The sequence below is a fragment of the Parafannyhessea sp. genome, from assembly GCF_051876455.1.
Classification (GTDB): Bacteria; Actinomycetota; Coriobacteriia; order Coriobacteriales; family Atopobiaceae; genus Parafannyhessea.
The window spans coordinates 1-19,580 of the sequence record NZ_JBJEHW010000065.1 but is presented as its reverse complement, the minus strand read 5'-3'; the positions used below and the strand labels follow the sequence as shown (position 1 = coordinate 19,580).

20 protein-coding genes are annotated in these 19,580 nt (G+C 65.8%); 3 read left to right on the top strand and 17 right to left on the bottom strand.

Translation table 11 applies throughout. The features are described 5' to 3' along the window. Nucleotides 1–395 (top strand): ferritin (locus ACI38Z_RS03135; RefSeq protein WP_439788728.1); only part of this gene is annotated, 395 nt, incomplete at its 5' end. A gap of 63 nt (nucleotides 396–458) precedes the next feature. Here ACI38Z_RS03135 and ACI38Z_RS03130 read toward each other — a convergent pair. From ACI38Z_RS03130 to ACI38Z_RS03060, 15 genes are all read right to left on the bottom strand, one after another. Further along, nucleotides 459–1,010 (bottom strand): FHA domain-containing protein, encoded by a 552-nt coding sequence (locus tag ACI38Z_RS03130; RefSeq protein WP_439788727.1) that lies wholly within the window; start codon nucleotides 1,008–1,010, stop codon nucleotides 459–461. Beyond that, complete coding sequence (locus ACI38Z_RS03125; protein WP_439788726.1) at nucleotides 991–1,359, bottom strand: hypothetical protein; 369 nt, start codon at nucleotides 1,357–1,359, stop codon at nucleotides 991–993. The genes ACI38Z_RS03130 and ACI38Z_RS03125 overlap by 20 nt, the downstream gene beginning before the upstream one ends. Continuing rightward, the gene (locus ACI38Z_RS03120) at nucleotides 1,360–1,800 is read right to left on the bottom strand and encodes a hypothetical protein (protein WP_439788724.1); all 441 of its coding nucleotides are present in this window, start codon (nucleotides 1,798–1,800) and stop codon (nucleotides 1,360–1,362) included. Nucleotides 1,801–1,832: 32 nt separating this feature from the next. Continuing rightward, the gene (locus ACI38Z_RS03115; RefSeq protein ID WP_439788723.1) at nucleotides 1,833–3,833 is read right to left on the bottom strand and encodes a hypothetical protein; all 2,001 of its coding nucleotides are present in this window, start codon (nucleotides 3,831–3,833) and stop codon (nucleotides 1,833–1,835) included. Nucleotides 3,834–3,864: 31 nt separating this feature from the next. Then, complete coding sequence (locus ACI38Z_RS03110; protein ID WP_439788729.1) at nucleotides 3,865–4,326, bottom strand: TadE family protein; 462 nt, start codon at nucleotides 4,324–4,326, stop codon at nucleotides 3,865–3,867. A gap of 7 nt (nucleotides 4,327–4,333) precedes the next feature. Next, nucleotides 4,334–4,486: a hypothetical protein gene (locus ACI38Z_RS03105; protein ID WP_439788730.1), complete on the bottom strand. Its 153-nt coding sequence runs from the start codon at nucleotides 4,484–4,486 to the stop codon at nucleotides 4,334–4,336. Between the two features lie 92 nt (nucleotides 4,487–4,578). Further along, on the bottom strand, nucleotides 4,579–5,106 hold the full coding sequence (locus ACI38Z_RS03100) for a hypothetical protein (protein WP_439788722.1): 528 nt from the start codon (nucleotides 5,104–5,106) through the stop codon (nucleotides 4,579–4,581). Further along, nucleotides 5,103–5,279 carry a hypothetical protein gene (locus ACI38Z_RS03095; RefSeq protein ID WP_439788721.1) on the bottom strand — a complete coding sequence of 59 codons (177 nt, stop codon included), beginning with the start codon at nucleotides 5,277–5,279 and terminating at the stop codon, nucleotides 5,103–5,105. Before ACI38Z_RS03095 ends, ACI38Z_RS03100 begins: the two co-directional genes overlap by 4 nt. A gap of 113 nt (nucleotides 5,280–5,392) precedes the next feature. Continuing rightward, nucleotides 5,393–6,040 carry a type II secretion system F family protein gene (locus ACI38Z_RS03090; protein ID WP_439788720.1) on the bottom strand — a complete coding sequence of 216 codons (648 nt, stop codon included), beginning with the start codon at nucleotides 6,038–6,040 and terminating at the stop codon, nucleotides 5,393–5,395. Nucleotides 6,041–6,045: 5 nt separating this feature from the next. Further along, on the bottom strand, nucleotides 6,046–7,017 hold the full coding sequence (locus ACI38Z_RS03085; protein WP_439788719.1) for a type II secretion system F family protein: 972 nt from the start codon (nucleotides 7,015–7,017) through the stop codon (nucleotides 6,046–6,048). Continuing rightward, nucleotides 6,984–8,330: a CpaF family protein gene (locus tag ACI38Z_RS03080; RefSeq protein ID WP_439788718.1), complete on the bottom strand. Its 1,347-nt coding sequence runs from the start codon at nucleotides 8,328–8,330 to the stop codon at nucleotides 6,984–6,986. Before ACI38Z_RS03080 ends, ACI38Z_RS03085 begins: the two co-directional genes overlap by 34 nt. Beyond that, a complete protein-coding gene (locus tag ACI38Z_RS03075) occupies nucleotides 8,330–9,667 on the bottom strand; it encodes an AAA family ATPase (protein ID WP_439788717.1) in 1,338 nt (445 codons plus the stop codon). The genes ACI38Z_RS03080 and ACI38Z_RS03075 overlap by 1 nt, the downstream gene beginning before the upstream one ends. Nucleotides 9,668–9,678: 11 nt before the next feature. Then, complete coding sequence (locus ACI38Z_RS03070; protein ID WP_439788716.1) at nucleotides 9,679–10,413, bottom strand: SAF domain-containing protein; 735 nt, start codon at nucleotides 10,411–10,413, stop codon at nucleotides 9,679–9,681. A 182-nt stretch (nucleotides 10,414–10,595) separates the two neighbouring features. Continuing rightward, complete coding sequence (gene rsgA, locus ACI38Z_RS03065) at nucleotides 10,596–11,780, bottom strand: ribosome small subunit-dependent GTPase A (RefSeq protein ID WP_439788715.1); 1,185 nt, start codon at nucleotides 11,778–11,780, stop codon at nucleotides 10,596–10,598. Nucleotides 11,781–11,783: 3 nt separating this feature from the next. Beyond that, nucleotides 11,784–14,462: a cation-translocating P-type ATPase gene (locus tag ACI38Z_RS03060; protein ID WP_439788714.1), complete on the bottom strand. Its 2,679-nt coding sequence runs from the start codon at nucleotides 14,460–14,462 to the stop codon at nucleotides 11,784–11,786. 528 nt (nucleotides 14,463–14,990) lie between these two features. Between ACI38Z_RS03060 and ACI38Z_RS03055 the strand changes: the two genes are divergently transcribed. Both ACI38Z_RS03055 and pyk read left to right on the top strand, forming a co-directional pair. Continuing rightward, a complete protein-coding gene (locus ACI38Z_RS03055) occupies nucleotides 14,991–15,995 on the top strand; it encodes a 2-hydroxyacid dehydrogenase (RefSeq protein WP_439788713.1) in 1,005 nt (334 codons plus the stop codon). 166 nt (nucleotides 15,996–16,161) lie between these two features. Continuing rightward, nucleotides 16,162–17,613, top strand: a complete 1,452-nt coding sequence (pyk, locus tag ACI38Z_RS03050; protein ID WP_439788712.1) for a pyruvate kinase — start codon at nucleotides 16,162–16,164, stop codon at nucleotides 17,611–17,613. Between the two features lie 180 nt (nucleotides 17,614–17,793). On the opposite strand, the gene ACI38Z_RS03045 is transcribed toward pyk, so the two are convergent. Together ACI38Z_RS03045 and ACI38Z_RS03040 are read right to left on the bottom strand one after the other, a co-directional pair. Then, the gene (locus ACI38Z_RS03045; protein WP_439788711.1) at nucleotides 17,794–19,164 is read right to left on the bottom strand and encodes an alpha-amylase family glycosyl hydrolase; all 1,371 of its coding nucleotides are present in this window, start codon (nucleotides 19,162–19,164) and stop codon (nucleotides 17,794–17,796) included. Nucleotides 19,165–19,201: 37 nt separating this feature from the next. Beyond that, nucleotides 19,202–19,580: GntR family transcriptional regulator (locus tag ACI38Z_RS03040; protein ID WP_439788710.1), on the bottom strand; the 379-nt coding region annotated here is incomplete at its 5' end.

The window sequence follows — 19,580 nt, the reverse complement described above, 5'->3', positions numbered from 1 at the left end:
ACTGGTACATGATCCAGGTGCAGGAGGAGGTCGACCACGCAAAGATCCTGCGTCGCTACCTCCTCGACAACGACTTCAGGCCGACCATGGAGGCAATCGACAAGCCTGACATGAAGTTCGAGAACGACCTTGAGCCGCTCGAGGCGGGCTACAAGCACGAGCAGTACGTCACGAGCCTCATCAACAAGTGCTACAAGGCCGCCTACGACGTGAACGACTTCCGTACCATGAAGATGCTTGATTGGTTCGTCAACGAGCAGGGCGAGGAGGAGTCCAACGCCTCCGACATGATCACTGACTACAAGCTCTTCGGCGGGACCCCGCAGGGCCTCTTCAGCCTTGACCAGAAGTATCTCGCCCGCACCTACATCCAGCAGACGGCAATGGCGATGTAGCGAATCCCGTAGCATAGCTTCCTGGGGCGGCGTTGGCATATTGTGTGCCAGCGCCGCCCTTCCCTATCGCCTCTCCCCAACGTAGGTGAAGAGCGTCCCACACACGCTGACCGTCTGGCCTCTCTTCATCTTGAAAGTGTCGGTAATCTCCCTGCCGCCGATAGTGGCTGGGTTCTTCGCCCCCAGGTTCCTCACTTCAAGGCATCCCTGGCCAGGGCAGAAGGAGACATGCCTCCTCGAGACGGCTATTGAGTGGAGGATCACATCACAGTCGGGTGCCCTCCCTACGACCAACCCCCCAGGTGGAACGTCCACCTTGGTCTCCATGTCGGAGGTCCGCACCCAGAGCCCTCCAGTGCCCCTCCCAATGGTGTCTTGTGGCACATCCAGCGGAAGCGTCGCATCAAGCTCACCCTCGACTGACGGGTCGGCCTCTTCGGTCACATCTCCTTCGATTCGCCCCCGTTCCCCGTCGGACGCCGGCATCGCGGCCCCCACGACGGAGTTAGGCGGATTCGAGAAGTCGTAGAGGCATCCGTAGCAGATGTCCATGTCAGAGAAGAGCTCCTCTCCGCATCGCGGACAAACCTTGGTCTCAACGTGCTTCTCGTCCATTTCTTCCCCCCAAGCCCCAATCGCCCTCGACGAGGATGTAGTCGCCCTCGGTCGGCCAGATGCCTGGACAGCTGCGTCTTTCGAGCACGAAGCTCGCATCGCGCGAACCGAGCACCCTCCCGGGAGGCATCCCCCTCCGCACCAGGCAGACCCTCATGTCCCGGCTCACGAATGCGACGTCTATCGAAAACCTCATCCCCACGGTGTGTATGGAACCGCAGTCTGCGATGAGAACCTGTCTGGACCCGCACCCGTCGCCAAGCAGGCCCTTGAGCCTCTCGTGCCACGTCTCGAGCACGTCAAAGCCGCCCAGGCTTCCCTCCCCGATACCCACCTCTACGTACTTCAACTAGATCACCACCCCAGGACGGAACCTGTCGACCGTTATCGAGCGCTCGTGCGTCAGCGAGACGGGTACGGAAAATCCCACCCCCGCGACCGAGACCTGACGGGGCCATGGATGAAACCGCAGCCGGCACGTGTATGTCGTGAGTAGGGGCGACATGGGAAAGGTGAGTCCCTCCCTTCGGGCCTTCGACTCGGAGGCTCCCGACGCCGATACCTCCACCTCGCATTGGCTCGAGTCCAACGCCGACCGTATCGTGCTCTCCACCTCCTCCACCGCGTTCGAGCCGCTCTGCTCGCCGGCGGGAGAGACGCCGTGCGTCACCGCGGCGTCAAGTGCCACCCTGTCGAATGCCGCACAGGCCTCCGCATACTTGACGACGTTGAACACGAGCAGGCCTATGGCGACCATGACCGGAAGCATCACGGCTAGCTCCACGGTCATCTGTCCCTCCTCGTCTCTCAGCCATGACGCGCTCATTTGATCATCTCCGCTATGGTCGAGAGGTCAATCGTCAGCGGGATGGAGACGCCGTCGAGCCCGGGTATGGGAATCTCGGCGACCGTGACCTCACCCATGTCCCCGAGGATGGAGACGAGCTTCGCCTTGCACGTACGGACTATTCCCGCGTTGTCCTCTGGAAGCGACTCGATGAACGACCTCACCTCCGCCGTCTTGGACACGCCAGCCTTGTCGAGGATGTGCTGGCTGTTGGTGAGCACGGGCTTCCTGAGCCGCATGTCGGCAGGCTCGAATCCCGCCTTCGATATGGCACCGGAAATCTTTCCCCTCAGCCAACTCGCAACCTTCTCGCCAAACACTCCCCCTATCCCATCCAGGAACCTGTTCGCGGCAGCGCTCACGTCACCGTACTTCGAGCCATACCCAACGAGCAGTGACCCCCACAGGTCTCCTATGCCGTCAAGCAGGTTGGAGAAGAGCGTCCTGTCGGGCCTCTCTATCCCGTCGAAGACGCTGGAGAGGACGTTGTGCCCATCGGTATGCTCGTCGGGAGCAAGCACCGCACCGGATATGGCCACTCCCCCAGGCAAGTCGGCGGTCTTGAGGAAACGACTGGTCAAACCATGCGGGAGCTTCGTGCTGCCACGCGTGGCAAGGCCGATGCACCCGTATGCACCTGGCGGGCAAAGCTTCGGTCGGTCGACGCTCAGGACCCGCATGGCCTTCTCGAAGGCGGATTCGCTCTTCTCCGCGGCGTCCTTCATGTCCTTTTCTGCCTTCTGCTCATCCTCCTTCGCGCGTTGGTAGTCCTTGGACGCCTCCACCACGATTCGCCAATAGTGCTCGAAGCCATTGTTGATGTTCGTCGACGCGTCGGCGACGTTCCCCATTGCCTGGGCGTCCATGCGGCACTGCTCGCAGCGCATCACGGCACCGGAGTCTATGTCTGCCAGAGACGCATTCCCAGCGAAGGGACCCGTGGCGCCCGGACACGCAAGGGAGCAATGGAGCGTCGTCCCCCCATCCTCCTCCGTACACGGCCACATAGCGTCCGCATAGAGGTCGGTCTCCCTTACCATCTCGGTCGTGTGGGGAAGCTCGGGAAGCCGGATGTCCACCTTCTCGCCCTCCTCGCACACCGCATCCGAGATCTGGTCGTGGGCGAAGCGATAGAAGACCGCCCTCGCGTTCGAGCGCTGGATCTCGTCTGCCGAGCCAGAGGTCGCGGGAACCTCTCCCGAACGGACAGCGTAATAGTTCGCGGCGCGCAGTCTCGCGAAGTCGAACTTCCACGAGGCAGGACCCGAGTAGTAAGGGTTCGCCCCGCCACCAAGGCCGGCAAGCGACTGCGCTCGTCCCCTCAGACAGGACGGGTCATCGACGTTGTCGGCCCTCCAGGCACGCTCCTTCGCCTCGTTGGCGCGCTCCATGGCCTCCTTCTTCCTCTTCGACGCCTCTTGGAGCTTTCTCGCCGCCTCCTCCATCTCCTTGTCATCCAACTCGTCATCCAAGTGGCCGAAGTCCGACTTGGACTCCGAGGGATATGGGACGGCAAGGCCTGCGTACTTGACGCCTCCCCTCGAGTTCGCGGACACGGTGGCAGCGGAGTTCGCGATGATGAGTGCCGGAAGCGCCCTCTCCAACCGCCCGATCCCCTCGGCGGCGGACTTTGCGAACTTTCTCCTCGTGTCCAGGATCTTCTTGCCCGCCTCGAGCACCTTGGGCGCACCGTGCTGCAGGACGGGAATCGCGGCGATTACCATGCCGGCACCGTACACGATCACGCCCAAAAGGCCCATGCTCAGCACGCACGCGTCGAGGACCTGGGCCACCGTGCAGAAGCCAGCGACGCAGTTCTCACCAGACATGGCTGCGGCATCGGCAATCTCCTGCACATCGCCAGATCGCGCCAACCCCCACTCCGACACCGCCACGCCAAAGGCGAGCGCCACGCTCATCAGGAGCGCGATGGCGACGGCCACCGTCGTGTAGCCTCCGTCCGACCTCAAGAACACGTCCAGCGCAAGTCGGGCCCGGCTCTCGGGTCTAGCCCCATATTCGCTGCCACTCCCCATAAGACCCCCTCAACCAGCTAGGACGCACCGTCTCCGTCACCGAGACCCTCAGCACCAGACCATCGCCGTCGTGTTCGGAGAATGCCGAGAGCGCGACCCCCAGCAGCGGAAGAGGGCGAACGTGACCGACTATCTCGACGCTCGCCCTGTTCCCGCGACGGGCAAGGTTGACCGACCAATCCTCGCGTCCACCGACGTGGAAGAGCGGAACGTCCGGTACGGCGCTCAACCTCCTGAGTACGAACTCCCTACAGTCTCCAAGGTCGCCGTCGTAGTCGGTCGAGACGACGCGAACGCCCTCGGCAGCCGCAGATCGCATCACGGTCCGGGTGAAGAAGATGCATGCCGGCTGCACGAGCAGGGCGAGGGTGAGCATAAGGCTGGGAAGCATGACGGCGGCCTCGACGGTCGCCTGCCCGTCATCCGAGGCAATCGCCCTCTCAATAGAGAAGAACGTCCTGGAGGGCCTTGAGGAGCCCCTCGCCGACGGAGTGGGACCCCGCGGACGCGACGGAGGAGAACAGCCCTCCCGAGCTCGCCCAGCTGACGACCTTGGCGAGCGCAACGACCGATGCCAGAAAGGCAAAGAGCACGATTGCGTACTCGACGGTAGACTGTCCCCCGCACCCACGGAACAGCACCGTATGGTTTCGTTCGCTGGCAATGTCATGAAGCGCCATCCCCCTCACAGTCCCGCCGCCTCTCGCTCCCATACCGAGACGTCCATCCTCACGGTCTTCACCTCGCACGACAGCTTGTCCTCCCGTGCGCGGACGACGACCGTGTCTACCCAATCGTCCCCGACGACGGTACATGACCAGACACCTCCCAGGAGGTCAACGTATCCCGCCCTTGCGAGGACGCACTCCGATGACTCCTCATAGTCACCCAGCACCTTCTTGGCAACCGTGCCGACCCCGCCGCGCATCACGCGGACCGAGACTCCGTCACCCTTGGACGCGGCAGCCGGTGAGCCGCCATCCCTGGCCCCAGCGTCACCGCTCCCCTTGCCGGCACCCGCTGTGGCATCGGCACCACCGCTCGCCCCTGCGCGGCCGTCCTTCTCCCCCCGCGTCTCCCCCTGCGACGCAGCCGTTTTACCCACGTGCGGCCCAATCGCGACCGCTGCGGCGAGGGCGCACAGGAGGACGAGGCAGAGCACCACGGCGGAGAGCGGGCGCCACCTCCCCGCCCTCCGGTGATAATTGCTCACAGCGAGCCGATGCCGCTGGCTATCGCGTCCCAAAGCTGCTGCACCTTGCCCTTGAACGTGACGATGGAAAGAATCGCTATCACCACGAGCACGCCGACCAGAATCGCGTACTCCGTGGTTCCCTGGCCCTCGTCCTCGGCAAAGCCAGCCCAGACCGCCCAAACCGTATCCATGACATCGTTTCTGAGTCGTTCCATCATTTGCCTCTCCCGTCTCCCCACATGCGTCCGCCGTGCTACTTCAGATCGGCACCACCTCCCGATTCAATCCGTCTTCCAACTGCCCCCTACGACAGCGTGAGGCTCGAACCCAACAGGGGTCCAAGGATGGAGATGAGCATCGCCGGCACGATGAGGGTCCCAAGGGGGACCAGCATCTTGACCGGAACCTTCTCTATCTCCTCCTCCAGCTGAGACCTCTGCTCCTCGCGAATGGCCTCCGCCTGCGCCTCGAGCGCCGACGCGAGCGGCGATCCGAACTCCAAAGCCTGGGTCACCGTCGATGCGAAGCTCCTCAATGCGTCGACGTCCAGCTCCGTCGCGAGTCGCCCGAGCGCCTCCGCCCTGCTCTCCGCCCCAACCTGCCAGGACAGCATCGCCTCGGAGAAGGCCGATGAGAGCTCGTTGTCATAGCGCTCGCAGTAGAGGTCGAGCGCCGCGTCGAACGAAAGTCCAGACGACAGCCCAAGCGTCACGACGTCCAGAAGCGACGGAAGGTCCCTCAGGCAGGTGCTCTTCCGTGCGGACTCCCTTCCCCTCCGCTCCAGCTCCGCGACGGGACCCATGGAGCGCAGCCGCCTCTCGATGCTCCCCGCGAGCGACGAAAGGGAGCCCTCGCCCTTCTCGCCCCCACCGCCGGAACCGCCGGAAACCAGGACGAATGCAAGGGCGAATGTCGACGCGGAGGCCATCGCACCGCTTCCGAGCAGCGCCATATCCATCAGACGACACCCCGCATCAGGCGCCTGATGATGAGCAGCGCCGTCGCGTCCATCCCAATGGCGAGGAGGATGCTCACGATGCCCGCGGGCGTGGCCAGTCCCGCCCTGAAGTCGGGCGAGAGGATCGACAGCGATGCGATCATCAGGACGGGCAGGCCGCAGACGATGCGCACGGAGAGCCTCACCTGCGCGGTCTTCACCTCGAGCATCCTCTCGAACTCGCCCTGTCTCTCGACGAGCCTGGCGGCATGGCCGAAGAGTGCCTTGAGGGGACTTCCCGTCCGCTGCGAGATGAGCAGCGCCGTCGTGAGAAGTCCCACGCCCGGAGCCTGCAGCTCCTCGGAAAGGCCACCCAGCGCCTCGCTTGCCGAGTCACCACAGCGCATCCTCAGGGAGGCGCGCGCAAACGGCTTGCCTGCGGGTCCCGTCTCGTGACTGCCGAGGTAGTCTATCGCCTGTGCCAGCGTCTCTCCAGACCCCATGGCCATGGCGAGGGTCCTGAAGACCCCGGGCATCTCCTGCGCGAGCACCCTCTTCTCCCTCCTCTGTCTCGAACCGTCCCAGATGGGCACCCCAACCGCGAGCACGAGAGCCGCTATGGGAATTCCGATGGCGGAGGTTGCCACCAGGCACAGCACGCAGGCGAGAAGCGCGCCGCCCGCCAACGCGGCAGCTATGCCCTGTTCGACGTCCGTGACGACTGCGACCCTCGGCATGCCGGGCCTTGCGTCTCGCTCGACGCGATGCGCCTCGGACGCCGCCAGCTCCCCGCCGAGGCTGTGCCAAGCCGGCCTGGAGTCCAGGAAGGCGACGAGCCTCGTGGTCGCCGCCCAAGAGAGCATGACGTGAAGTCGTCGCAGCGTCGTCATCCAGAGCAGTCCCTTGGGTGCCCTTCTCGCCTCGCCGCCCACGAGGACCGCAGCCGCGATGAACGTCGTCAGGCAGCCAATGGCGACATACGGCACCTCCACCTCTCCACCTCCTCGTGGGTGAGCTCGCCGGAGCGCAGGGCCTGCGCGACGAAGCTCGGTTCGTGCAGCAGCTCCCATTCGCCAGTGACCTGGTCGTACCTCACGCACTCGTCCAGGCGCACGCCGCCCTTCTCGCCCCTGGACACCTCGCTCAGCGACGTGATGCGACGCGTCCCGTCCGGGTACCTTGCCGACATGACGAGGAGGTCGAGCGCCGAGGCGATCTGCTCCTCGATGATGTCCGTGGGCAGGTCCATGCCAAAGCGCGCCATGAGCACGAGTCGCAGGATCGCCTCCTGGGCGGACCCGGCATGCAGCGTCGTGAGCGAGCCGTCGTGCCCGGTGTTCATTGCCTGCAGCATGTCGATGGTCTCCTCGCCACGGCACTCGCCCACGACGATCCTGTCCGGCCTCATGCGAAGGGCGTTCTTCACCAGGTCGCGAATGCTTATCTCGCCCGTGCCCTCGATCGATGCGGAGCGGGCCTCCAGCCTCACCACGTCGGGGTGCGAGTCGAAGCGGAGCTCCGCCGAGTCCTCGATGGTCACGATTCTCTCGTCGATTCCGATCTGCGTGCTCAACGCGTTCAGGAGCGTCGTCTTTCCCGAGCCGGTGCCTCCGGCCACCGCTATGTCCTTCCTCGCATGGACCGCCCACGACAGGAGCTGTGCGTACCATGCCGGGAGCGACCCAAGCTCGACGAGCCGGTCGAGCGAGGTTATCCGGTCGGAGAACTTCCTGATGGTCACGACCGGCCCATTGAGCGCGATGGTGTCGGAGACGGCGTTCACGCGGTCCCCGTTCGCGAGCCTCGCGTCCACGAGCGGGTTGCTCCGGTCGAGCCTCCGCCCGAGCGGCGCCAGTATCCGGTCGATCACCATGAGGATCTGGTCCTTCGAGTCGAAGACGCTCTGCGCCGACTCGATCTTCCCGTTGCGCTCGAAGAAGAGCGCCCCGATCCCGTTGATCATGATCTCGCTCACGCTGTCGTCGTCGAGCAGCCTCTGTATGGGGCCGTATCCGCATATGTCGTCGAGCACCTCGTCCGTAATCGACACCTGCTCGCTTCGCATGAGCGAGGAGAAGTGCGCCTCGTTCAGTATCGCCTGGCAGGTGACCTCGAGCTCCTGCCGCACCTGCGGCACGCTCACGGACCTCAGCATGGACGCGATGGCCGAAAGTCCCAGCCTGTCCACCAGCTCGTGCCTCAGGTCCTCCCGGAGCCTCCGGTACTCTTCGCTTCTCCCCTGGGACGCCATCCCCTCGTCTGCCGTCCTGGACTCGCACGTCTTGACCCTCTCCAGCACTGACATCAGACCGTCTCCCTCCTACGCGAGAAGAACCTGAACCTCTCCCTTCGCGCAGTGTCCCTTGCGGCACGCTGCGCGTCCTCCACATCCGGCAGCGCGCCGAGCTCCGCGAGGATGCGCGCAAGCATCGACCTCGCGCTCGACACCATGGGGCCGTCCGCCTCCACGAGCGTGGACATCCCGCCCGCGGCGGCGACCTCCGCGACCTCAAAGCCGCCGTCAAGCACCCGGAACGACTGCGCGCCCTCGAGCGCACCCGCCGGCGCAATCTGGGACACGACCTCCCTCTGCCGCGGGTCGGCGACGTTGCACACCCTCACGAGCCGTGTGCGGGCAACCCCCAGCCTCACCACGAGTGAGCTCGCCCTCCCGACGGATCCGATGGAACCAGGTGCCTCGTCGTGGACGAGGATCACTCGATCCGCCCTCTGCACCGCCTCGGCAACCGCATCGGTGAAGGTGGTCGAGGTGTCGACCAGCACGAGGTCGTACCTCTGCGAGAGGTATTCGAGCAGCCTTCCTACCTGCGGCATCACCTCCTCGGCCATCTCCGGCCGGTCGCAGGGCCCCCAGAGGTACACGTCGTCCGCAAGCCTCGCGCAGCTTCTCCCCATCACCTCGCGCGTCGCCGGCGCACGGCCACCGATGCGCGAGAGGTCCACCGGGCGGCCAACCCCAAAGGCGACGTAGAGGTTCCCGCACGAGAGGTCGAGGTCGACCACCGCGACCCTCATGCCCCATGTGCCCGCGATTGCCGCACACGCCGCGACGAGCGTCGTCTTGCCGACGCCTCCCCTTCCCGAGGCGAACGTCAGCGTCACGCCCCGCCTCCCAGTGGGAAGGTCGGCCCCAACGCGCACGCCCAACTGACTGGAGCCTGTTGAGTCCTCGGGCTCGTCGAGGTCGAATGGCACGTCGTCGGCCATGGCCTCCTCTGCCGCGACCGGGATGTCCGGCAAGCCCCGCGCGCCCCCCGCGCGTCCTACGGTCCCGGGCTCCCCGGTCGCGGCATCGACCTCGCTCATGTCAATCACCATGCCTATCCCCGCCTGCGCGGCACGTGACCGGAGGGACCCCGAGGCATGGCGCGTCACCAGGATGACCTCGCCTGCCATGCCGTCGCGCGCTATCGCGGCGGCAAGGTTCATGTCCGACACGCCCTCCTCGCTCAGCCCAACGATCGCCCCAAAGGCCTCCTCGTCCTCAAACCGCAGCCTGCGCCTGAGGTCCGAGGCGCTCGACGCGAACGAGAGCGTCGCATGGGGCCTCACGGTCGCAAGCGCCTCCCTGAGCTCCCACCTGCAGTCCTCGGCGGTCCAGCCGATCCACCTGTCACCCATCGCCACACCCCCTACCTTCCGGAAGAGTCGCCCTGGTCGGGCTGCGCCTTGCCCCCGTCTGCCCCGGAGGAGTCGCCGGAGGTCGGCGGCGTTGCGGCGTCGCCCGCCGGCGCGTCCACGTCATCCGCGGGCATGACGAGCCTGAGGTCGCCCTTTCCGCTCGCGTCCAGCACAGCCGCCACCTGCCTCGACGCGACCGCAAGCGTCAGCTGCGCGCTCGAGCCGATGGAGGAGGACTTCGCGGGTGCCGAGAGCACGACGATGTCATCGCACACGAGCGTGGAGCCGTCGTCCGACACCTTGTACGCAAGGAGTCGAGAACCCTGCGGCACGCCACGGGACACGCCGAGCTTGTCGGTTACCGGCACGCTCACGGCGACGTGTCCCGACGGAACGTCGGCAAGATGCGCCGCGTCCCTGAACGCAAGCTTCGTAACGGGAGCGTTCTTGCCCACGGGTACCGTCACCTCGCGGCCGATCACGTCGTCCAGGCTCGTGAGCGCGCCCTGCGGGGCAAGGTCCGACACCCAATCCCGCACGGACACGTCCTTCTCGCCCACGACGTCACCGGGCTCGAGGGCCGAGTTGGTGACGACGAGGCTCACGACCTCGCCTCCGTAGCGTGCGATTGCCTCGTTCCTCACCTTCTCCGCCTGGTCGCGCACGCTGTTGCCGTACGCCACGAAGGCGAGAAGGACGAGCACGGCGCAGGAGCCGGCGAACACGAGCCTGAATCGAAGCGACACGGCAGACCCCCTCCCACGTGTGGGACATCAATGCGATGTGAATAAGAGTCTGAACCGAAAACGTGGTCTCAACGCTGACTTTTCAAGTTCGTCTTGCAGTTGTCTTGTGCATAAATTTAGCCTAGCCGCACCTGGGAAGGCGCAGCTAGGCCTATGAGTGGAAGCTCGGTTGTACGGGGGCGTCAGAGCACGACGTCGGGGTCGAGCGTCTTTGCGCTGGAACGCATCTCGGATGCGAGGGAGACGTATGCATCGAACCTCGCGCGCGAGAACTCCCCCGCCTCGAAGGCGCTCCGGACGCCGCACCCCGGCTCGTGCGTGTGCGTGCAGTCCCTGAAGCGGCACGAGAGCGCCGCCTGGGCGACCTCGGGAAAGACCTTGGCGAGGCCGCGCTCGTGACCGACGAGGGGAAGGCTCCTGAGCCCCGGCTCGTCCACGATGACGCCGGCGCCCGGCAGCGCGACCATGCGTCGCGCGACCGTCGTGTGGCGGCCCATGTCGTCCGAGGCGCGCACGGCACCCGTCTGGAGGGCGTCGCGGCCGAGAAGCGCGTTGAGCAGCGTGCTCTTGCCGGCGCCTGACTCCCCGAGCACGATGGCGAGCGTGCCGGGCGGAACGAGCCCGCGCACGTCGCCCTCGCCCCAGCCGACGCCGCAGTCGCGGGCGGCGCCGGCGAGCTCGGACGAGTCCTCCTGGTTGGCCCCGGCGCAGGTCGCGACCACGGGCACGTCAGAGCCGAGCACGTCCCGCACGAGCGCGACGTCGCGCTCGAGCATGGGCGCGCCGGCGCGGTCGACCTTGGTCAGGACGACGGAGACGCCCGCGCCGCAGTCCCGCGCTATGACGGCGGAGCGCACGATCCTCTCGACCGAGATGGGATCGGGGCCCAGGGCCTGCGTCACGAGGACCACGTCGACGTTCGCGGCGAGCGTCTGCCTCTCGCCGCGGGAGCCGCCCTTCCAGCGGGCGATGTCGCTCTCGCGCGGGAGGATCCTGAGGAGGATGCCCATGTCGTGCCCCTGCGGGAGGCGCGCGCAGACCCAGTCGCCCACGGCGACGCGCGAGTTGTCGTCACCCTTGGTGAGCGACGCCGCAAACTCGGCGCGGTAGACTCCGTGGTCCGTCACGACCGCGGGGAAGCCGCGGTCGAGCCTGACGACGCAGCCGAGGTCCAGCTCTTCTCGCCCAGCCTCGCCCGCCTGCACCACGCGGTCCGCCTCGAGCGCGAACGCTGAGCGCTGGCGCTCGCTCGGCCTCAGGTCCGAGAACGCAGGCAGGTCCGAGAGGGACGAGAGCGCCGGCAGGGCGGCGTCCGCCCCACCGGCGCGTACCCGGCGCTTGCCTGACTTGTGGGAGCGCTTTGCCATCCGCTACGCCCTGTTCTTCTCGACCGCGCGCATGACCGCCTTGTAGACCTCGACGATCGGGATGATCAGGAACGCGAGGAGCATCGCGATGCCGTACTCGTTCGCGCTGATCTCGGCGAAGTCGAACGCCTTGGCGAGCGGGGTCTCGATGACCACGAACGTGAGGACGAGCGACAGCGCGAAGGCGCCCCAGATCCACTTGTTCTGCGTGGGGAGCTTGAAGACGGACTCGCGGCGGCTGCGCATGTTGAAGGAGTGGAACATCTCGACCATGGAGAGCGTCAGGAACGCCATCGTCATGCCGTCGAGGCCCTTGTCGGCGCCCGAGAGCACGGCCGAGAGGGGCACGCCCTCGATGTGCAGGCCGATGAAGTAGGACACGAGCGTGAGCGCGCCGATGAAGACGCCCTGGATGAGGCAGTCGAGGCCCATGCCGTTGGCGAAGATGCCGTCGGAGGAGCTCCTGGGCTTGCGCCTCATGAGGCCGGGCTCGGCGTCCTCCATGGCCATGGCCAGCGCGGGGAAGCAGTCCGTGATGAGGTTGAGCCAGAGCAGGTGCGTGGGCTCGAGGATGGTGAAGCCGATGAGCGACGCCACGAAGACGGAGATGACCTCGGCGAGGTTGGAGGACAGCAGGAAGGCGATGGACTTCCTGATGTTCTCGTAGATGCGGCGGCCCTCCTCGCACGCGCTGATGATCGTGGCGAAGTTGTCGTCCGCGAGCACCATGTCGGCCACGTTCTTGGTGACGTCCGTACCCGTGATGCCCATGCCGATGCCGATGTCGGCGCGCTTGATGGAGGGCGCGTCGTTAACGCCGTCGCCCGTCATGGCGACGACCATGCCCCTCTTCTTCCAGGTGTCGACGATGCGGGTCTTGTGCTCGGGCTGGACGCGGGCGTAGACGCTGTACTTCTGGACGTCGTCGAGGAAGTCCTCGTCCGAGATCTTGTCGAGCTCGGCGCCGGTGATGGCCTGGCTCCTGTCCTGCGCGATGCCGAGCTCCTTGGCGATGGCGACGGCGGTGTCGATGTGGTCGCCGGTGATCATGACGACGCGGATGCCGGCGTTGTGGGCCTCGGCCACGGCGTCCTTCACCTCGGGGCGGACGGGGTCGATCATGCCGCACAGGCCGAGGAAGCACATGTCGTGCTCGAGCGCGTCGGCGGAGTAGCTCGCGGGAGCGGTCTTGCCGTAGTTTACGCGGGCCGCCGCCATGACGCGCAGGGCGTTGTCGGCCATCGCCTTGTTGGCCTCCATGATGCGCTTGCGGCGCTCGTCCGTGAGGGGTACGTCGCCGTCGGCCGTGCGGACCGTGGTGCAGCGCGCGAGGACGACGTCGGGGCCGCCCTTGGTGTGCTGGATGTAGTTGCCGTCGGGCGCGACGTTGACGACGGACATCATCTTGCGGCCAGAGTCGAAGGGCGCCTCGCCGGCACGCGGGTTGGCCGCGTCCAGGTCGCCGGTGGTGTAGCCGAGCTTGGCGGCGTCCGCCACGAGCGCGGCCTCGGTCGGCTCGCCCACGGCCTCCTGCTTCTCGTCGTCCCACTTGGCGTCGGAGCAGAGCGCCATGCAGCGCATGAGCCTGTCCTGGTCCTCGGTGTAGTGGCGGACGACGGTCATCTTGTTCTGGGTGAGGGTGCCCGTCTTGTCGGAGCAGATGACCTGCGTGCAGCCAAGCGTCTCGACCGCGGAGAGCTTGCGGATGATGGCGTGGTGCTCGCTCATCTTGGTGACGCCGATGGAGAGCACGATGGTGACGACGGCGGCGAGGCCCTCGGGGATCGCGGCGACGGCGAGCGAGACCGCGACCATGAAGGTGTTGAGCACGAGGGACATGTTGTTGAAGAAGCCCATGCCGTGCTTGAGCCACGTCACCACGAACACGAGCGCGCAGATGACGATGCAGCCGATCGAGAGGATCTTGGAAAGCTCGTCGAGCTTCTTCTGGAGCGGCGTCTCCTCGTCCGTCGCCTGCGAGAGGGCGTCCGCGATCTTGCCCATCTCGGTGTTCATGCCCGTGGCGACCACGACGGCGCGCCCGCGGCCGTACACCACGGTGGAGCCCATGTAGCACATGTTCTTGCGGTCGCCCAGCGCAACGTCGTCGCTGTCCGGCGAGAGCGTCAGCACGCTCGCGACCTTGTTTGCGGGGACGGACTCGCCCGTGAGGGCGGCCTCCTCGATCTTCATGGACGCGCTCTCGAGGATGCGGCAGTCTGCCGGGACGGCGTCGCCCGCCTCGAGCACCACGACGTCGCCCACGACGAGCTCGGACGAGGGCACGGTGACCAGCTGGCCGTCACGCACGACCTTGGACTGGGCCGCCGACATCTCCTGCAGCGCCGCGAGCGCCTCCTCGGCCTTGGACTCCTGCACGACGCCCAGCACGGCGTTCACCACGACGACGAAGCAGATGATGATGACGTCCGCGAAGTCGGCGTCACCCTGCGCGATGCCCGTGAGCGCGGAGATCACGGCCGCCACGATCAGCATGATGATCATGGGGTCGGCCATCTGCTCCAGCAGGCGCTTCCAGACCGGGGTCTTCTCGGCCTCCTTGAGCTTGTTCAGCCCGTTGCGCTCGAGCCGGGCGGCCGCCTCTGCGGAGCTTAGGCCCGCCACCTCGTCCGACTTGACCTCCGCCAGCACGTGGGCGGAGTCTTCCAGATACTCTTTCAATCTTCCCTCCTGGGTACGGGGCATCGCCCGGGGCGTGCCCGAGCACGCGATAGATTGATGCCCGATCATAATTCCCCAGGAGGGGCAAGGGCTCACCAAGGCTGCCGTATCGCATGCGCCTACAAATGACGTAGTGATTCTACCCGCACGGGAGCAAAACGCACAACCGCGTCCCCGCCTGCGGAGGAACTCCAAAAGCCCCGCCCGATGGTGACGGAGGCGCCTTGGCGGCGCGCACGGGCGAGAAGGGCGCGGCACCACGGCCGCGGCCGGCACGGGCGTTCTTCTCGCCCGCGAGCCATGCCGTGGCAAAAGTACACGCTTCCCCGTACAGGTTCGGCGGCGGCGCGGCCGCGGCCGCGCGAGTTGACCGCCACACGCTAGACAAATGCGCTCGAAGGCCAAGAGGCTGCACCAACACGGCGCCAAAGGTTTACATCCTCGCTATAATTTGGTTCAGCGATTGCACGTGATGGGCGCAAGGCCCAGGCAAGGCGGCCAGTCACCGCCACGACGAAAGGATCAGGCATGAAGGTTCTTTTCTATGGCACGCGTGGATACGACAAGAAGTCCTTCTCGAAGGAGCTTCCCAACTATCCCGAGGTCCAGGTCGACTTCACCGAGGTGAACCTCACCCCCATGACCGCGGCCCTCGCCAAGGGATACGATGCCGTGTGCGCCTTCGTGAACGCGGACATCTCGGCCATGACGCTCGAGATCCTACGCGGCATGGGCGTTGGCCTCGTCCTGATGCGCTGCGCCGGCTTCGACGCCGTCAATGTCGACTTCGCGAAGTCCATCGGCATGAAGGTCACCCGCGTCCCCGCCTACTCGCCCGAGGCAATCGCCGAGCACGCCATCGCGCTCGCGCTCTGCGCCAACCGCCACATCCACAAGGCGTACATCCGCGTCCGCGAGAACGACTTCTCGCTTGACGGCCTCGTGGGCCACACCCTGCACGGCAAGACCGCCGGCATCATCGGCACCGGCCGCATCGGCGCCGCACTCGCCCGCATCTGCAAGGGCTTTGGCATGACCGTCCTCGGCTCCGACCTCTATCCCAACCAGAAGCTCGTTGACGAGGGCGTCATCGACAAGTACGTCGACTACGACGGCATCTACGAGAACGCCGACCTCATCAGCCTGCACGCCTTCCTGAACGAGGACAGCTACCACCTGGTCAACGACGACACCATCGCCAAGATGAAGGACGGCGTCATCCTGGTCAACACCGCCCGTGGCGGCCTGGTCGACATCGAGGCGCTCATCCGCGGCATCCGCTCCGGCAAGATCGGCGCCGCAGGCCTTGACGTCTACGAGGGCGAGAACGCGAACGTCTACCAGAACCGCGAGGACCAGATCCTCGGCCACTCCATCACGGCGAGGCTCTGCTCCTTCCCCAACGTGGTCCTTACCTCCCACCAGGCGTTCTTCACCTACGAGGCGCTGCAGCAGATCGCGCAGGTCACCCTCGACAACGCCGAGCGCTACGCCAAGGGCGAGGAGTTCAGCGACCGCAGCGTCGTCTGCTAGGCGTCCGCTTAGGCTAGGTTGACCACAAATCGGGGTCATTACCAAAACCTTGCACGCTGTCAACACAAGCCATCGTCAGCGGCTTACAATAGTATGCGAGCGGCTGAGAGCGTTTTCGGGCGGGCCGCATGCGGTCCGCCCTTCCATATGTTTAGAAAGGAAACGTATGTCTACCAAGAGGACCAAGATCGTCTGCACGATGGGACCCGCCACCGAGAGTGACGACGTGCTCCGTGAGCTCATCAAGAACGGCATGAACGTCGCCCGCTTCAACTTCAGCCACGGTTCGCACACCTATCACCGCCAGAACATGGAGCGCGTCCGCAAGATCTCCGAGGAGCTTGGCATCCCCGTCGCGATCATGCTCGACACCAAGGGCCCCGAGGTCCGTACCGGCCTGCTCGAGGGCGGCCAGAAGGTAACCGTCAACACCGGTGACGAGATCGTCGTGACCGCCCAGCCCACCACCGAGGACTGGCACGGCAACGCGCACCACATCTCCCTCGACTACCTCAACCTCCCCAAGGAGGTCGAGAAGGGCTCCATCATCCTGATCGACGACGGCCTCGTGGGCCTCGAGGTCGACCACGTCGAGGGCAACGACATGCACTGCACCGTGACCAACGGCGGCGAGATCGGCGAGAAGAAGGGCGTCAACGTCCCGAACGTCGAGATCGGCCTCCCCTCCGTCACCGAGCAGGACATCGCGGACATCATGTTTGGCTGCGAGCTCGGCATCGACGCCATCTCCGCGTCCTTCATCCGCAACGCCGCCGCCGTGGACGAGATCCGCAAGCTCTGCGCCGACAACGGCCTGCGCAACGTCTACATCTTCCCGAAGATCGAGAGCGCCCTTGGCGTCAAGAACTTCGACGAGATCCTGGCCGCCTCCGACGGCTGCATGGTTGCCCGTGGCGACCTCGGCGTCGAGATCCCCGCGCAGGATGTCCCCCACGTCCAGAAGATGATCATCAAGAAGTGCGCCCAGAGCTACAAGCCGGTCATCACGGCCACGCAGATGCTCGACTCCATGATCCGCAACCCGCGCCCGACCCGTGCGGAGGTCAACGACGTCGCCAACGCCATCTACGACGGCACCGACTGCGTCATGCTCTCCGGTGAGACCGCTGCCGGCAAGTACCCCGTCGAGGCCGTCAAGATGATGGCTTCCATCTGCAAGGAGACCGAGAAGTACCTGCCCGAGCGCCGCGAGTACCATGACCGTGGCGGCATGCGCAACGTCAACTCCGCCATCGGTCTGGCTGCCGCGGAGATCGCCGACCGCGTCAACGCCAAGTGCATCGTCTGCCCGACGCACAGCGGCCGTACCTCCCGCCTGATTTCCAACTTCCGTCCCCGCATCCCCATCATCGCGATGTCGCCCTCGAACCACGCCATCCGCAAGACCTGCTTCCAGTGGGGCGTCGACGCGTACAAGACCACTGAGCAGGGCTCGCTCTCCGCTACCTGCTACAACGCGCTGACCGTCGCCAAGGAGCACGGCATCGTCGACACCGGCGACCTCGTCGTCGTCACCGCCGGCGACCCGCAGACCTCGCCGTCGCAGGGTGACTACATCACGTCCACCAACATGGCCATGGTGTCCCAGATCCAGTAGCCCAAGTGGCAAAGCAAAGGCTGACAGGCGGCCGCCCCGATTCGGGGCGGCCGCCTTTCTTGTTGTCCGGTCGGGTCGTCCACGCAGCCGTGCGATGCCCGGGGCGCGACGGACACGAAGTGGGGACGCGCCCCAAGGCACGTCCCCACGCTCTTCTCGCACATGTTTGTAAAGTGGCGGCTACCTCTCGCAGAGCCAGAAGTGGGCCGAGAAGGGCGCGACCTCGCTGCCGCCGCCAAAGTCGTGGTCCGAGCCGTCGATCACGTCGGTCGCCCTGCCGCAGCCCGCGTCGAAGTGGAAGACGTACGGCTCGTCCGCCATGTTGACGGCCACGAAGAGCCGCTCGTGCTCGCTCTGGCGCTGGAACAGCAGCTGCTTGGGCTGCACGGCCACCTGCGAGTAGTCGCCCCAGGCAAGGGCCTCGGCGCCGGGATGGCCCGGCTTGCGGCACGCCGCGAGCGCGGCGATCCAGTCCGTGAGGTCGTTCCACTCGGGGGCGTCCAGCGCGGGCCTCAGCTCGTGGTCGCCGGGGAGCTGCTCGCCCTCGATCCCCCACTCGCTGCCGTAGTAGACGTTGGGGACGCCGGCCATGCCGAAGAGCAGGCCGTACAGGGGCTTGAGCTGGCGCTTGTCATCCAGCTTGGTCGCGATGCGCGGGACGTCGTGGTTGTCGAGGAAGTTCAGCAGGTGCCTGCCGGTGTAGAGGTCCCAGGGATGCGAGCCGCTCTGGCGCTCGAGCGAGTAGGCGATCTCGTGCATGTTGGACGAGTTGGCGGAGCTCCACAGCCCCTTGTAAGCCTCGTAGTTCGTGACGGAGTCGCAGAGGTCGTCGCCCATCCACTGGTTGTAGTCGCCAAACATGGTCTCGCCCACGAGCACGAACTTCCCGTCCCTCTCGCCCAGGCGCTCCGTGCGCTTGGCCGTGAGCTCGTTGGCGATGCGGCGTAGGTAGCCCAAAAATCCGCGGTCGAGGCAGTACGCCACGTCCAGTCGCAGGCCGTCGATGTCGAACTCCCGCTCCCAGTCGCGAATGACCTTGGCGATGTAGTCGTTGAGCTCGAAGTTGTTGTGGTTGAGCTTGACCAGGAACGGCACGCCCTCCCAGCAGTCATAGCCAAAGCCGTCGTCGTACTGGTTGTTCGCGCCCCAGTCGATGTTGAACCACCCCGCGTACGGGCTGGCCTGGCGATTCTTGAGCACGTCCTGGAACGCCCAGAAGCCGCGCCCCACGTGGTTGAAGACGCCGTCGAGAAGGACCTTGACGCCGGCCTCGTGGCACGCATCCACCACATGGCGCAGGTCCTCGTTGGTGCCCAGGCGACGGTCGACCGTCGTGTAGTCCACGGTGTCGTAGCCGTGCGACTCGCTCTGGAAGACGGGGTTGAGCAGCAGGCACGTGGCGCCCAGCCTGACCATGTGGTCGACCCAGCCGTCGTCCACGAGCCTGGGCAGCCTGTGCACCGGCTCGCTCGTGCCGTCGTTTTGGTAGGGAGCCCCCAGAAGTCCCAGCGGATAGACCTGATAGACGACCGATTCCTCGTACCAGCTCATAAGGCCTCCTTAGGCTGTGCGCGTGGCACGCGGTGCGTCACGCGCGGTGCGTCTCGTTGCTGATGACGCACCTGTTGGCGGGCAGCCACACGCTGCCCCACTCGAAGGGGACGCCGTTGTCGAGGCGTACCAGCTGGTCGAGCTCGAGCACGGGCGCGTGCTCGTCGCACTCCAGGTAGCCACCTCGCACCTTGCCGGCGGTGCGCGCGGTGTAGACCATCTCGGAGCGGCCGATCTCGTGCCCGCTCGTGCGCTCCACCGCCGCGAAGAGCGCCTCGTGCTCGAAGTCGCACTTCTCGAGCCCGGGGCAGACCCCCAGGTTGAGGTGGCTCTCTATGAACATGACGGCGCGATGGCTCACGTAGCGCACGCGGCAGAGGTACAGGTACTTCTCGCCCTTCTCGATCTGCAGGTTG

What these genes read in the sequence shown, in the direction of transcription:
- ACI38Z_RS03130 (WP_439788727.1), bottom strand. Translation starts at nt 1,010, where the DNA reads ATGGACGAGAAGCACGTTGAGACCAAGGTTTGTCCGCGATGCGGAGAG.
- ACI38Z_RS03120 (WP_439788724.1), bottom strand. Translation starts at nt 1,800, where the DNA reads ATGACCGTGGAGCTAGCCGTGATGCTTCCGGTCATGGTCGCCATAGGC.
- ACI38Z_RS03095 (WP_439788721.1), bottom strand. Translation starts at nt 5,279, where the DNA reads ATGGATACGGTTTGGGCGGTCTGGGCTGGCTTTGCCGAGGACGAGGGC.
- ACI38Z_RS03090 (WP_439788720.1), bottom strand. Translation starts at nt 6,040, where the DNA reads ATGGCGCTGCTCGGAAGCGGTGCGATGGCCTCCGCGTCGACATTCGCC.
- ACI38Z_RS03080 (WP_439788718.1), bottom strand. Translation starts at nt 8,330, where the DNA reads ATGTCAGTGCTGGAGAGGGTCAAGACGTGCGAGTCCAGGACGGCAGAC.
- ACI38Z_RS03075 (WP_439788717.1), bottom strand. Translation starts at nt 9,667, where the DNA reads ATGGGTGACAGGTGGATCGGCTGGACCGCCGAGGACTGCAGGTGGGAG.
- rsgA (WP_439788715.1), bottom strand. Translation starts at nt 11,780, where the DNA reads ATGGCAAAGCGCTCCCACAAGTCAGGCAAGCGCCGGGTACGCGCCGGT.
- ACI38Z_RS03055 (WP_439788713.1), top strand. Translation starts at nt 14,991, where the DNA reads ATGAAGGTTCTTTTCTATGGCACGCGTGGATACGACAAGAAGTCCTTC.
- pyk (WP_439788712.1), top strand. Translation starts at nt 16,162, where the DNA reads ATGTCTACCAAGAGGACCAAGATCGTCTGCACGATGGGACCCGCCACC.
- ACI38Z_RS03045 (WP_439788711.1), bottom strand. Translation starts at nt 19,164, where the DNA reads ATGAGCTGGTACGAGGAATCGGTCGTCTATCAGGTCTATCCGCTGGGA.